This window comes from Tatumella sp. JGM91 (genome assembly GCF_018257575.1).
Taxonomy (GTDB): domain Bacteria; phylum Pseudomonadota; class Gammaproteobacteria; order Enterobacterales; family Enterobacteriaceae; genus Tatumella; species Tatumella punctata.
Genome location: NZ_JAERJP010000006.1, coordinates 1 through 12,452, shown reverse-complemented (window position 1 = coordinate 12,452; position 12,452 = coordinate 1). Strand labels below are relative to the sequence as shown.

Genomic DNA, 12,452 nt, shown 5'->3' with positions numbered 1-12,452 from the left:
CAATCTATTCCACCAACGAACTAAATTTAAGGAATATCTCAAATGGCAGCTAAAGACGTAAAATTTGGTAATGACGCGCGGGTGAAAATGCTGCGTGGTGTTAACGTACTGGCAGATGCAGTAAAAGTTACCCTGGGCCCGAAAGGCCGTAACGTTGTGCTGGATAAATCTTTTGGTGCACCGACCATCACTAAAGATGGTGTTTCTGTTGCGCGTGAAATCGAGCTGGAAGACAAGTTCGAAAACATGGGTGCACAGATGGTTAAAGAAGTTGCTTCTAAAGCTAACGACGCGGCCGGTGATGGTACTACCACTGCGACCGTTCTGGCTCAGTCTATCGTTAACGAAGGTCTGAAAGCAGTTGCTGCGGGTATGAACCCGATGGACCTGAAACGTGGTATCGATAAAGCTGTCGTTGCTGCAGTTGAAAAACTGAAAGCCCTGTCTGTTCCTTGTTCTGATTCTAAAGCCGTTGCTCAGGTAGGTACTATCTCTGCAAACTCTGACGAGTCTGTCGGTACTCTGATTGCTCAGGCGATGGAAAAAGTCGGTAAAGAAGGTGTTATCACCGTTGAAGAAGGTACCGGTCTGCAGGACGAGCTGGACGTAGTTGAAGGTATGCAGTTCGACCGTGGTTACCTGTCTCCTTACTTCATTAACAAACCGGAAACCGGTGCCGTTGAACTGGAACAGCCTTTCATCCTGTTAGCGGATAAGAAAATCTCTAACATCCGTGAGCTGCTGCCAGTACTGGAAGCGGTTGCTAAAGCAAGCAAACCCCTGCTGATCATTGCAGAAGATGTTGAAGGTGAAGCGCTGGCAACTCTGGTTGTTAACACCATGCGTGGTATCGTGAAAGTTGCTGCGGTTAAAGCACCAGGCTTCGGTGACCGTCGTAAAGCAATGCTGCAGGATATCGCTATCCTGACCGGTGGCACTGTTATCTCTGAAGAGATCGGTATGGAGCTGGAAAAAGCTGCCCTGGAAGATCTGGGTCAGGCTAAACGTGTTGTTATCAGCAAAGACACCACCACTATCATTGATGGTATCGGTGACGAATCTGCAATCAAGGGTCGTGTGACTCAGATCCGTCAGCAGATCGAAGAAGCAACGTCTGATTATGACAAAGAAAAACTGCAGGAGCGCGTAGCGAAACTGGCCGGTGGTGTTGCCGTGCTGAAAGTCGGCGCAGCGACTGAAGTTGAAATGAAAGAGAAAAAAGCCCGCGTTGAAGATGCTCTGCACGCAACCCGTGCAGCAGTTGAAGAAGGCGTGGTTGCCGGTGGTGGTGTTGCTCTGGTACGTGTCGCTGCACAGATTGCAGAGCTGACTGGTCAGAACGAAGACCAGAACGTGGGTATCCGCGTGGCACTGCGTGCGATGGAAGCTCCGCTGCGTCAGATCGTCGACAACGCCGGTGAAGAACCTTCTGTTGTGGCTGACAAAGTGAAGAACGGTGAAGGTAACTTCGGTTACAACGCAGCAACCGAAGAGTACGGTAACATGATCGACTTCGGTATCCTGGATCCGACCAAAGTTACCCGTTCAGCGCTGCAGTATGCTGCATCTGTTGCTGGTCTGATGATCACTACCGAGTGCATGGTGACTGACCTGGCGAAAGAAGACAAAGCTGACTTAGGTGCTGCCGGCGGTATGGGTGGCATGGGCGGCATGGGCGGCATGATGTAATACCGGCTGTACTTACCTGCGGGTAAGTACAACCGCAGTCGGTCAGGGCATTGCTGCTGTCTGATTGTTTCATTGTTCATCCGCAGACCCGGTATCCTTTGGATCCGGGTCTTTTTTTTTCGTCATAAACTTGTGTTATAACAGTCAGGCTCCGTATCAGACGGAGATTGTGTGCCAGTGCATTATGTGGCTGGTTTTTTAATTTGTCAGACGCTATGGTGTAAAACACTATTGCGGATTATATTTCCCTCTCTCTGGTTAAATGCTGCCATGGTTGTCGGTTCTGGCATAACGAAAATAATGAGGAAGAATATGCGTTTAAAAATCTCTGCAGGGCTGTTTCTGGCTGCTGCAATGTTGACGGGATGTAGTTCTGCCGGTAATCAGTTGACGTCCAGTGGTCAGAGTGTCCGTTTTGTCGATGAGCAGCCTTCTGCACAGTGTAAATTCCTCGGTAATGCCATCGGGGAACAAAGTAACTGGTTATCAGGTCAGGGGGCTGAGGGGGGCAGTTCCATGCGCGGTGCGGCAAATGACTTGCGTAATAAAGCGGCCGAAATGGGCGGTAATGTGATCTATGGTGCCAGCACCCCGGGACTGTCGATTGTCTCCAGTTTTGTGCCGGTGGCGACAAAAATGTCGGGACAGATTTATAAATGCCCGTAACACTGTCTGAATAGTCGCGGTAGTGGCGGGGACTTTCCCCGCGCACCGACAGGGACAGACGGAAGCAGGGCCTCTGTCTGTCGCAGTAGTATTATTTCAGTGAGTTCAGTTCACTATTCAGCTGATCAAGATGGCGGGTCAGTTTCTCGAGGTCCTGTTTTTTCTCAGTCACTTTTTCCTGATATTTATTAATTTTGCTTTTGTTGTCACGGGCAATGGCCTGGTTCAAATCCTGTTCAGCTTCCCGCAAATCATTCTGTTTTTCGCTCAGTTTCTTTTCGGCCTTTCTCACCGCCTGCTGTGCATCGTTACGCACTGATGCGGCAGTACAATGGGTATTCACTTCATCGAGTGCTTTCTGCAGCCCCGCCAGTTTAAAGGTGTTGTTATGCTGGCGCGCATAGCTGATTTCTTTCTCGATAGAAGCGCGCTTATCAGCACAACTTTCTGCGGCACTGGCAGCATTAATCGTCAGCAGAGAAACTAAGGTCAGGCTCAGGGCAGTTACTGTTCTTTTCATAAATTATCCTTAGATATCGTTTTTCGCGTTGTGCCGGACAGGCGCAACAAAACAACGTTGTCCGGGCAATTGGCAGCCCCGGACAAGCCGTGGCGGGGATAATAGAGGTTTTATGACGCAGTTTAGCTGCGTTTGATCAGTAAATATTCTCTTTCAGTTTTGTCTTAGTTGTAAATCCAGGGGGGTTTTGCTTGGCTCCCCGCCGATTTCCCGGGCCAGTTTTGGCACCATATAGCCTGATACTTGCGTCAGCAACTGGCGCATGATTTGTCGTGCTTGATCATCAGAGACATAAAAATGTGCAGCGCCCTGAACTTTATCTAATACGTGCAGATAATAGGGCAAAATGCCGGAGTCAAACAGGGCGTTACTCAGCGCCGCCAGCGTCCCGGCATCATCGTTCACCCCGCGTAATAACACGCTTTGATTCAGCAGGGTCACACCTGCTTTTTTCAGCAGACCCATGGCATCTTTCAGTGGCTGGTCTATCTCATTGGCATGGTTAATATGGGTCACCATAATGACCTGCAGCCTTGTGCCGGTCAGACGCTGACACAGGCGATCAGTAATCCGTGCCGGAATAACGACCGGCAGCCTGCTGTGGATCCTTAGCCGGCGAATATGCGGTATTGACTCCAGTTCGCTGATCAGCCAGTCCAGTTCATGATCTTTGGCCATCAACGGGTCACCGCCGGAAAAAATAATTTCATCCAGTTCCGGATGCTGGCGAATATAGTCCAGCGCAGCGCGCCAGTTTCGCTTATTTCCCTGATTATCCTGATAAGGGAAATGGCGGCGGAAACAATAACGGCAGTTCACCGCGCAGCCGCCCTTGACCAGTAATAACGCCCGGTTACGGTACTTATGCAGTACGCCGGGGACCGCGCTTTGCTGCTCTTCCAGCGGATCGGTACTGTAGCCGGGGGTGACAATAAACTCTTCCTGCAGAGTCAGTACCTGGCGTAATAACGGATCATCCGGATTGCCTTTTTCCATCCGCCGGATAAAAGCACGCGGTACCCGTAAGGCAAATAACCGGCGTGCATCGGCTCCGGCACTCAGTGCCGGCAGGTGTTCCAGATTTAAAAGTTTCAGTAATTCATCAGGTTCGGTGACAACTTCCGCAAGTTGATGCAACCAATCTTCTCTGGAGGGGGTATTTAGGGTTACAATGTTTGCCATTTTTTTGGCTTAGTCCAGTATCCATATGTCGAGGGCCTTCATGGCAACATATTCTAGCAACGATTTTCGTAACGGTCTTAAAATTATGTTTGATGGCGAACCTTATGCCATCGAAGCGAGTGAGTTTGTTAAACCTGGTAAAGGTCAGGCTTTTGCCCGTGTAAAAATGCGTCGTCTGCTGACCGGTAAACTGATCGAAAAAACGTTCAAGTCTACTGACTCTGCTGAAGGTGCGGATGTTGTTGATGTGACTCTGACTTATCTGTACAACGACGGTGAGTTCTGGCACTTCATGAATAACAATACCTTCGAACAGCTGGCTGCGGATGAGAAAGCTGTAGGCGAAAACGGTAAATGGCTGCAGGATCAGGCAGAATGTATCGTTACTCTGTGGAACGGTAACCCGATCGCTATCACTCCGCCGAACTTTATCGAAGCAGAAATTACCCAGACCGATCCCGGCCTGAAAGGTGATACTGCCGGTACCGGTGGTAAACCTGCAACCCTGACAACCGGTGCGGTAGTCAAAGTACCATTATTCGTTCAGATTGGTGAAGTCATTAGAGTTGACACCCGTTCCGGCGAATACGTATCACGCGTTAAGTAAGTCTGTCAGGCGCATCGCATCGCAGCGGTGCGCCTGCATGACGGATTGAAGAAAATGAAAAAACGCAGCCTGCAGATCCTGTTACTCTGTTTACTGACATCAGTCCTGAGCGGATGTAATACCTTTCATGGTTTTGGTGAGGATGTTTCGCACCTCGGTAATGCTATCTCCAGAGTCGCTGAATAAAACGCGGACAAAGCGCACCTGATGGCTGCTGTGTTGTCTGCTGTTTTACTGCCGGATTGACAGGCTATCAGTTCATCTTCGACGGATGCCGGTTGTTATGCCGCTCCGCTGACAGAATATCCCTGTATTCTCTTTATGCTCTCACGGAGCAATTTTACTGGCTGGCGGAGGCCTGCGGCTGGCTGGTCGCTGGGTGAGCGGCTGTCACCTTTTTTGTCCTGTATTCAGACCGGTCATAGGACAAGATTGTTTGTCGTTTAAGTTGCATGCATGTAGACTGCCTCCCTTTTGTCAGATCAGGAGTACTACAGATGAACGAAACCGCAACCTGGCAACCCAGCGCCCCGGTAGCTAATCTACTTAAACGTGCGGCTATTCTGGCGGATATCCGGCGTTTTTTTGCAGATCGCGGTGTCCTTGAAGTAGATACTCCAGCCATGAGCCAGGCAACGGTGACCGATATTCATCTGGTGCCTTTCCGTACCCGGTTTGTCGGCCCGGGGGCCTCTGAGGGCCGTGACCTGTGGCTTATGACCAGCCCTGAATATCATATGAAGCGGTTACTGGCCGCCGGCAGTGGCCCTATATATCAGATGAACCGCAGTTTCCGTAACGAAGAAGCCGGCCGGCATCATAATCCTGAATTCACCATGCTGGAATGGTACCGTCCGCACTATGATATGTACCGGCTGATGAATGAAGTGGATGATCTTCTGCAGCAGATTCTGGAATGTGACAGTGGCGAAACACTGTCTTATCAGCAGGCATTTATTCGTTGCCTGAACATTGATCCGTTGTCTGCGGATAAAGATGCGTTAGTGGCGGTGGCTGCTAGCCTGGGAGCCGGTGATTTAGCCGCATCTGAAGATGATATTGACACCCTATTGCAGCTGTTATTTATGCTGGGTGTTGAACCCCATATTGGTCAGGATAAACCGGCATTTGTGTACCACTTCCCGGCATCACAGGCCTCACTGGCCGAAATCAGTACCGAAGACCACCGTGTTGCTGAGCGTTTTGAGGTCTATTACAAAGGCATCGAACTGGCAAATGGCTTTCGTGAACTGACTAACGGCGATGAGCAGCGGCAGCGTTTTGAGCAGGACAACCGGCGTCGTGTCGCGCGGGGACTGCCTGAACAACCGATAGATCAGTTTTTGCTGGCAGCCCTTGAGTATGGCATGCCCGATTGTTCCGGAGTTGCGCTGGGGGTCGACCGCCTGATTATGCTGGCACTGAAAGCCACATCGCTGAGTGAGGTGATCGCTTTCCCTGTTGATCGCTGCTGACAGCCACTGGCCCTGAATTCTTCCGGGCCAGTAACTCTCCCCGAATTTATAGTCCGCCTGATTTATAAGTTTTGGTCGCAGGTGTTCCCTGGCTGCCCGGTAATGCACTGCCGACCTTTTCCATCCGCACCTGGAATGGCGGGAAGGGCATCTCAATGTCGTTTTGCGCGAAACCATGCAAAATTAACTGATGAAGCTCATGACGTAATGGCATGCGGTGCCCCATTTCGGCCGCATAAATACGCAATTCAAATAACTGTATCCCTTGCTGAAGATCGACCAGAAAGGCCTCCGGCGGTGGGGTACTGAGTACGTAACTGCAGCGTTCAGCTGCCTGTTTCAGCACCCGGGTGACCAGTTCACTGTTAACGTGAGCAGGGGCCGGAATGGTCAGAACCACACGGGTAACAGCATCGGACAATGACCAGTTCACAAACTGTTCGGTAATAAATGCCCGGTTTGGCACAATAATCTCTTTACGATCCCAGTCTGTGATGGTGGTTGCCCGGGTATTGATGCGGGAAATGGTGCCGGTCAGTTCACGGATAGTTACGGTATCGCCGATGCGGATCGGTTTTTCGAACAAAATAATCAGGCCGGAAATAAAGTTTGCAAAAATCTCCTGTAGTCCGAAGCCCAGCCCGACACCTAAGGCGGCGACCAGCCATTGCAGTTTTGCCCAGTCTATTCCCAGCATAGAAAATGCTGTCATTACCCCGATGATCATTAACAGATATTTGGTCAGGGTGGTAATAGCATATCCGGTCCCCGGGGTCAGGCTGAGATGTTGTAATATTGCCAGTTCCAGCAGGGCCGGCATATTCCGCACCAGCTGCAGGGTGATAATCAGTACCAGAATGGCAATCAGTACCGCCCCGAGAGTCACAGACTGAATAGTTTCACCGGCGGCAGTCCCTGAACCGGCATCCCATAACGGAATATTTTCCAGAAAAGAGAATGCCGAATGCAGTTCTGACCACAGCAGAATCAGGGATACCAGAGCGACCAGGGTAAGCAGAGAACGTACCAGCCGCAGTGATTGCGCACTGATGGTATCAAGATCCACCACCGGCTCTTCAATGTCAGGCGCTTCTGTGGCAGAACCGTGGTGTTCCTTTTCTTCTTCTCCGCTGCGGGCACGGCTGGCCAGCATATCGGCACGTTTTTGCCGTGCACGGTCGAATTCAATTCTGCGTCGCTGAATCAGCATCCAGCGACGGATAATATGATAAATCACCAGCAGTACAAACCAGATGCCCAGTGAACTTTCCAGCCGGGCAAGCAGGGCCTGCGCTGTTGCCAGATAACCGACACAGGATGCCAGTGCTGCGATAGGCGGGATAGCCATCATGACATCCCACAGCAGGGTGTTAGTCATATTGTCGCTGTTGCCCTGCCTGTCAAAATAAAGCGGCAGGCCGGCCCGTTTCAGGGCATTAGTGACGACAGTCAGGGCGATACAGATAAGAATAAAGCTCAGGCGGCCGAGTGAAGCAGAAAACTGTCTGTCATCCAGATTATCGAAAGTAATCAGCACCATGATCAAAGGGACAATGACCCCGACGGTCAGCGAATAGTAGCGCATTGCTCTGGCCACACTGGCCTGCGGCCAGCGGAAATGAGCAATAAACAGCCCGTGAGGCCGGGCAAACGATGCACTGATCATAAATGCCCATAATATCGGCAGGGTTGCGGTTACCCCGTCGCCAATGGCGACCGCGATAGGATAGGGCCAGGCATGTTGCAGGCCGTAACCGAGCGCAGCCCATAGCACCGGCAGGGGCAGGGCGACCAGAATCGACCAGAACACCGTACGTACAGTCAGACTGAAACTGTCCAGTGTTACTTTACCGACTTTAGAGGCCGCGCGCGCCAGAAAGGCCCGGTAATGGCGGCGGGAACTGAGACTTATCGCCACCAGGAATAATGCGCCCACCACCGGAATAATCGACTCCCTGGCAGTGAACATCATCATAAAGGCCTTACCCAGCTGGCCAAAGGTATCCAGTGACAGCAACCGGGATAAGTCCTGGGCAACCTGCACCGGATAATGCAGAGTGACCGGGCCGACATCAGCGGTCCAGAACAGATAACGATGGGTGGCATCTTTGACATCGTTCAGAGCATCCTGTAGCTGTGTGTTAGCTACTTTCAGCTTGGTAATTTCAAGGATCAGCGAATCACATCCCGAAATCAGTGAATTGAGTAATTCCCGCTGGGTTTTTAACTGGGCGTCAAGAATCTTTACCTGCTCACTGGTCAGTGCTGTACCGTTTTCCTGGGTCAGTGAATGCAGACTTGCCTGACGATTAAGCAGATCTTCATAGTGGAGACGCTGAACCCGTAACTCTCCCATTTCACTGTCAATCTGTTGCGACTTAGGCACTTCCGGTAAACGGGCCACCTGTGCCCGCAATGCTTCTCCCAGTAAATTGGACTCTCCCAGCCATTGTGACTGTTCACGTAACGTGCTGAGGGCCTGACGAACCTGTAATGTCTGGTTAGCCGCCAGCCGCTGCTGGGAGGTCACCAGATCCATACGCTGGGCCTGCTGATTGAGGTCCGCTGAAAGATCACGGTTAATATTGAACTGTTCGCTGATCCCCGGCGGAAGTTCGCCGCTGTTCTCTGCTAACTGCTCGGTACGCTCCAGCGCCTGCTGGGCTTCCTGCTGACGCTGATTATTTAGCTGATTACGCAATGCCTGCAGATAGGCATCCAGTTGTGACATCGTTTTCTGGTGGAGCTCGGCCCGCAGGCGGGCAAGTTCCTGACGGTTACTGGCAGACAACTGTGCCAGCTCCAGCTCATTTACCCGCGCTTTACTGGCTGCATTTCCGGCCTCTCTGGCCCAGACTCTGGCCTGTCCCAGCCGGGTCGCCGCAGTTTGCTGACCCTGGATACGGCGATCACTGTCAGCCAGAGCTCGGCGGGCTTCTGTTTGCTGCTGAGGCAGCTGGGTTAACGAGTCGCTGATTTCCCGTGCCCGATCCTGTTCCTGCTGAGCCTGACGGCCTTCTTCCAGTAACTGGCTACTGGCCCGCAGGATTTCCTGTTCCAGGTCACTGCTATTAAGCGACGGGTTAACGGTTTTAGGGTTATCTGTGACTGAGGCAATTTGCTGCCTCAGTTGTTTAGACAGTTTAGGGAAATTATCAATAACAGACTGATACTGACGAGCCTGTTCAAGAGACGCCGTGCGCTGATCGATAGACTCAAGTGCAGCCTGTAATAACTGTACCTGCTCGGTCTGGGCGGCACTGATTTTAGCGCTTCTGGCCTCTTCCAGTGCCTGTTTTAGCTGTGTTGCATCAGGAACAGAGGCCGCATACAGTGAAAAACTGAGCGTTAATCCCAGCAGTAAAACCACAATCGCGCGCACGTTATCGTTCTCCGATTTATCCTGTGACAGTGCTGTCGGTGCTGATATCCGTATACGGGGTAGCCAGTGGCTGGCCGAGACGGGTTTTCGTTTCGGCTTCCAGAGACTCACTGAAGATAACTTTATTGCGGGCAAACAAGTTAATTACCGTAGAGCCCAGTTTAAAGCGGCCCATCTCGTCGCCTTTCAGTAGCACTACGGCGCCTTCAGCATCCGCTGCCGGATAATGCCAGCGTTTGATCACACCTTCGCGTGGCGGAGTAATCGTTCCTGCCCAGACAGTTTCGATACTGCCGACAATGGTGGCACCGACCAGAATCTGAGCCATAGGGCCAAAGTCTGTATCGAAATAACAGATAACCCGCTCGTTACGGGCAAACAGATTCGGGATATTGCGTGCAGTTAACGGGTTAACCGAGTACAGATCGCCGGGGACATAGACCATCTCTCGTAAAATACCATTACATGGCATATGAACACGGTGATAGTCGCGCGGAGCAAGGTAGGTCGTAATAAACTGGCCGTTCAGGAAGTCGGCAGCCCGCGTGTCGTTACCCGCCAGTAAGGCTTGCAGAGAGTAATAATGGCCTTTGGCCTGAAAAATCTGGTCTTCTTCAATCCGTCCGGCCTGACTCACAGCACCATCGGCGGGCTGAATCAGGTGGTTCGGGTTATTATCGACAGGCCGCGCACCTTCTTTAAGGGGGCGGACAAAGAAATCATTAAATGTCGGGTAGGCAGAGGTGTTCTTCTGTGCAGCCTCTGACATATCAACTTTGTAATACCAGACAAAAATATCAATCAGAGTACGGGTCAGCCAGCCACCACGACGGCTTGCTGCCCACCCGGCCAGTTCGGTTAACTGTTTTTTGGGTAAAATTGCGTTAATGCCAAGTTTGATTCGTTCCAGCATTTTGCCTCCTGGCGTAATCACGACGTTTAAAATAAAAAAGGCGAACGCGAGCGATGCCTTAATGAGATGGCGAAACCCGCCGCTATGTCAGTCAGTCCTCACTGACAGAAAAATTTTTTCTGACTTTCACTGAAGCCATACTTTCCAGAATCCGGTGATAGCTGTCGAAGCGGATTTCATTAATTTTGCCGTCTTCTACTGCCTGGCGGATAGCACAGCCCGGATCTGTATCATGTTTACAGTCACGGAATTTACAGTGACCAATATAGTCAGCGAATTCGACGAATCCGCGGGTGACTTGTTCTGCATCGAGGTGCCAGAGACCAAACTCCCGGACTCCCGGCGAGTCAATAACGTCGCCGCCTTTCGGAAAATGATACAATCGTGCTGCGGTGGTGGTATGTTGCCCCAGACCTGAATTATCAGAGACTTCGTTGGTCAGGATTTCATTTTCACCAGCCACTGTCAGTCCCAGCAAGGTATTCAGTAAGCTGGATTTCCCGACGCCGGACTGTCCGGCAAAAATACTGATTCTGTCAGTGAGCGCTTGCTCTAAAGGCTGTAACCCCTGCTGGTTATGGCTGGATACCATCAGTACCTGATAACCGATATTGCGGTAGATATCCATTTGCTGGTCAACAAAATGACGTGCTTCTTCGTCCAGTAAATCGGTCTTGTTGAGCACCAGTAATGGCGCGATATTCAGGGTTTCGCAGGCAATCAGGTAACGGTCAATAATATTCAGCGATAATTCTGGCAGGATAGCCGACACAATGACTATCTGGTCAATATTCGCGGCAACAGGTTTCAGGCCGTCATAATAATCGGGACGGTTAAGTACCGAAGTCCTTTCATGTACTGCTTCGACAATACCTTTCCCCGTACCGCTTTTCGGCGCACGCCAGACCACACGGTCGCCGGTGACCAGTGAACGGAGAGTACGGCGAAGATTACAGCGCAGGGTATTTCCCTGGTGGTCTTCCACGTCGGCATGCATCCCCAGGCGACTGATGACGATACCTTCCTGCGGTTCACCAAAAAGGCTGTCATCCGGCTCCGCTTTCTCAACACGTGGCTTCAGGCGTCGCTGATGGTTAGCATTGACACGGCGTTGCTGACCTTTTGACAGTTTATTTTTGCTCACACTTCCTCTCATGTTGTGCCGGACTTCGCCCGACGGTACAAAACGGCTATGATACCATTAATAGTCATCAATAGACGATTTTAGCAACGGTGAGAGATAAGCATGGCAACAGCAAGGGAAAATAACCTGATTTGGATCGATCTCGAAATGACCGGACTGGATCCGGAACGGGATCGGGTAATTGAAATTGCTACCCTGGTCACCGATGCTGACCTGAATATTCTGGCGGAAGGGCCGGTTATTGCGGTCCGTCAGTCAGATGAGCAGCTTGCCCTGATGGATGACTGGAATGTCCGTACCCATACGGGGAGCGGGCTGGTTGAACGTGTCAGAAACAGCAATCACGATGACCGTGCTGCTGAGCTGGCAACACTGGAGTTTTTGAAGCAGTGGGTACCGGCGAACGCTTCACCTATTTGCGGTAACAGTATCGGCCAGGACCGCCGTTTTTTATATAAATATATGCCGGAACTTGAAGCATGGTTCCATTATCGCGCTATTGATGTCAGCACATTAAAAGAGCTGGCGCGGCGCTGGAAACCTGAAATTCTGCCGGGTTTTAAAAAGACAGGGACCCACCAGGCACTGGACGATATCCGTGAATCGGTGGCTGAGCTGCGTTATTACCGCGAAAATTTTCTTAAACTCTGAAAACAGGCGGATTACTCAGCAATTTGCCGATTAAACCAGCAGTCAGCACGGATAGACGAAAAATATCATCTGCGGGGCTTGCGCAGGGAAATTATTCTCGTATAATTCGCACCCCGTAACGATGAAGAATTTTATACGTTACCGGCGCGGGAATAGCTCAGTTGGTAGAGCACGACCTTGCCAAGGTCGGGGTCGCGAGTTCGAGTCTCGTTTCCCGCTCCAG

11 protein-coding genes and 1 tRNA gene are annotated in these 12,452 nt (G+C 51.2%); 7 read left to right on the top strand and 5 right to left on the bottom strand.

Features of this window, described 5'->3' with window-relative positions; genetic code table 11:
- Positions 1-42: 42 nt before the first annotated feature.
- Entirely contained in the window at positions 43-1,689 is a 1,647-nt protein-coding gene (gene groL, locus JK198_RS05610; protein WP_212707442.1) for a chaperonin GroEL, read from the top strand.
- A gap of 312 nt (positions 1,690-2,001) precedes the next feature.
- Complete coding sequence (locus JK198_RS05605; RefSeq protein ID WP_212707441.1) at positions 2,002-2,355, top strand: DUF4156 domain-containing protein; 354 nt, start codon at positions 2,002-2,004, stop codon at positions 2,353-2,355.
- A 91-nt stretch (positions 2,356-2,446) separates the two neighbouring features.
- Here the strand turns inward: JK198_RS05605 and JK198_RS05600 are convergent, their stop codons facing one another.
- A complete protein-coding gene (locus tag JK198_RS05600; protein ID WP_212707440.1) occupies positions 2,447-2,875 on the bottom strand; it encodes a DUF1090 domain-containing protein in 429 nt (142 codons plus the stop codon).
- A gap of 153 nt (positions 2,876-3,028) precedes the next feature.
- Positions 3,029-4,057 (bottom strand): EF-P beta-lysylation protein EpmB, encoded by a 1,029-nt coding sequence (gene epmB / locus JK198_RS05595; RefSeq protein ID WP_212710262.1) that lies wholly within the window; start codon positions 4,055-4,057, stop codon positions 3,029-3,031.
- Between the two features lie 40 nt (positions 4,058-4,097).
- On the opposite strand from epmB, the gene efp reads away from it, so the two are divergent.
- From efp to epmA, 3 genes are all read left to right on the top strand, one after another.
- Positions 4,098-4,664 (top strand): elongation factor P, encoded by a 567-nt coding sequence (gene efp, locus JK198_RS05590; protein WP_212707438.1) that lies wholly within the window; start codon positions 4,098-4,100, stop codon positions 4,662-4,664.
- Between the two features lie 54 nt (positions 4,665-4,718).
- Positions 4,719-4,850 (top strand): entericidin A/B family lipoprotein, encoded by a 132-nt coding sequence (locus tag JK198_RS05585; protein WP_212707437.1) that lies wholly within the window; start codon positions 4,719-4,721, stop codon positions 4,848-4,850.
- Positions 4,851-5,161: 311 nt separating this feature from the next.
- Entirely contained in the window at positions 5,162-6,139 is a 978-nt protein-coding gene (epmA, locus tag JK198_RS05580) for an elongation factor P--(R)-beta-lysine ligase (RefSeq protein ID WP_212707436.1), read from the top strand.
- A 46-nt stretch (positions 6,140-6,185) separates the two neighbouring features.
- Here epmA and mscM read toward each other — a convergent pair whose 3' ends face one another.
- The 3 genes from mscM to rsgA all read right to left on the bottom strand — a co-directional run bounded on the left by mscM (position 6,186) and on the right by rsgA (position 11,578).
- On the bottom strand, positions 6,186-9,521 hold the full coding sequence (gene mscM / locus JK198_RS05575) for a miniconductance mechanosensitive channel MscM (protein WP_212710294.1): 3,336 nt from the start codon (positions 9,519-9,521) through the stop codon (positions 6,186-6,188).
- A 16-nt stretch (positions 9,522-9,537) separates the two neighbouring features.
- Complete coding sequence (gene asd, locus JK198_RS05570) at positions 9,538-10,434, bottom strand: archaetidylserine decarboxylase (protein ID WP_212707435.1); 897 nt, start codon at positions 10,432-10,434, stop codon at positions 9,538-9,540.
- Positions 10,435-10,525: 91 nt separating this feature from the next.
- Positions 10,526-11,578 (bottom strand): small ribosomal subunit biogenesis GTPase RsgA, encoded by a 1,053-nt coding sequence (gene rsgA, locus JK198_RS05565; RefSeq protein WP_212707434.1) that lies wholly within the window; start codon positions 11,576-11,578, stop codon positions 10,526-10,528.
- A gap of 102 nt (positions 11,579-11,680) precedes the next feature.
- On the opposite strand from rsgA, the gene orn reads away from it, so the two are divergent.
- Positions 11,681-12,229, top strand: a complete 549-nt coding sequence (gene orn, locus JK198_RS05560; RefSeq protein WP_212710261.1) for an oligoribonuclease — start codon at positions 11,681-11,683, stop codon at positions 12,227-12,229.
- 146 nt (positions 12,230-12,375) lie between these two features.
- Positions 12,376-12,451 (top strand) — tRNA-Gly (locus JK198_RS05555).
- Position 12,452 lies beyond the last annotated feature (1 nt).

Coding starts and splice junctions, on each gene's coding strand:
- epmB (WP_212710262.1), bottom strand. CDS start 4,057: ATGGCAAACATTGTAACCCTAAATACCCCCTCCAGAGAAGATTGGTTG.
- efp (WP_212707438.1), top strand. CDS start 4,098: ATGGCAACATATTCTAGCAACGATTTTCGTAACGGTCTTAAAATTATG.
- groL (WP_212707442.1), top strand. CDS start 43: ATGGCAGCTAAAGACGTAAAATTTGGTAATGACGCGCGGGTGAAAATG.
- epmA (WP_212707436.1), top strand. CDS start 5,162: ATGAACGAAACCGCAACCTGGCAACCCAGCGCCCCGGTAGCTAATCTA.
- JK198_RS05605 (WP_212707441.1), top strand. CDS start 2,002: ATGCGTTTAAAAATCTCTGCAGGGCTGTTTCTGGCTGCTGCAATGTTG.
- JK198_RS05600 (WP_212707440.1), bottom strand. CDS start 2,875: ATGAAAAGAACAGTAACTGCCCTGAGCCTGACCTTAGTTTCTCTGCTG.
- orn (WP_212710261.1), top strand. CDS start 11,681: ATGGCAACAGCAAGGGAAAATAACCTGATTTGGATCGATCTCGAAATG.
- JK198_RS05585 (WP_212707437.1), top strand. CDS start 4,719: ATGAAAAAACGCAGCCTGCAGATCCTGTTACTCTGTTTACTGACATCA.
- asd (WP_212707435.1), bottom strand. CDS start 10,434: ATGCTGGAACGAATCAAACTTGGCATTAACGCAATTTTACCCAAAAAA.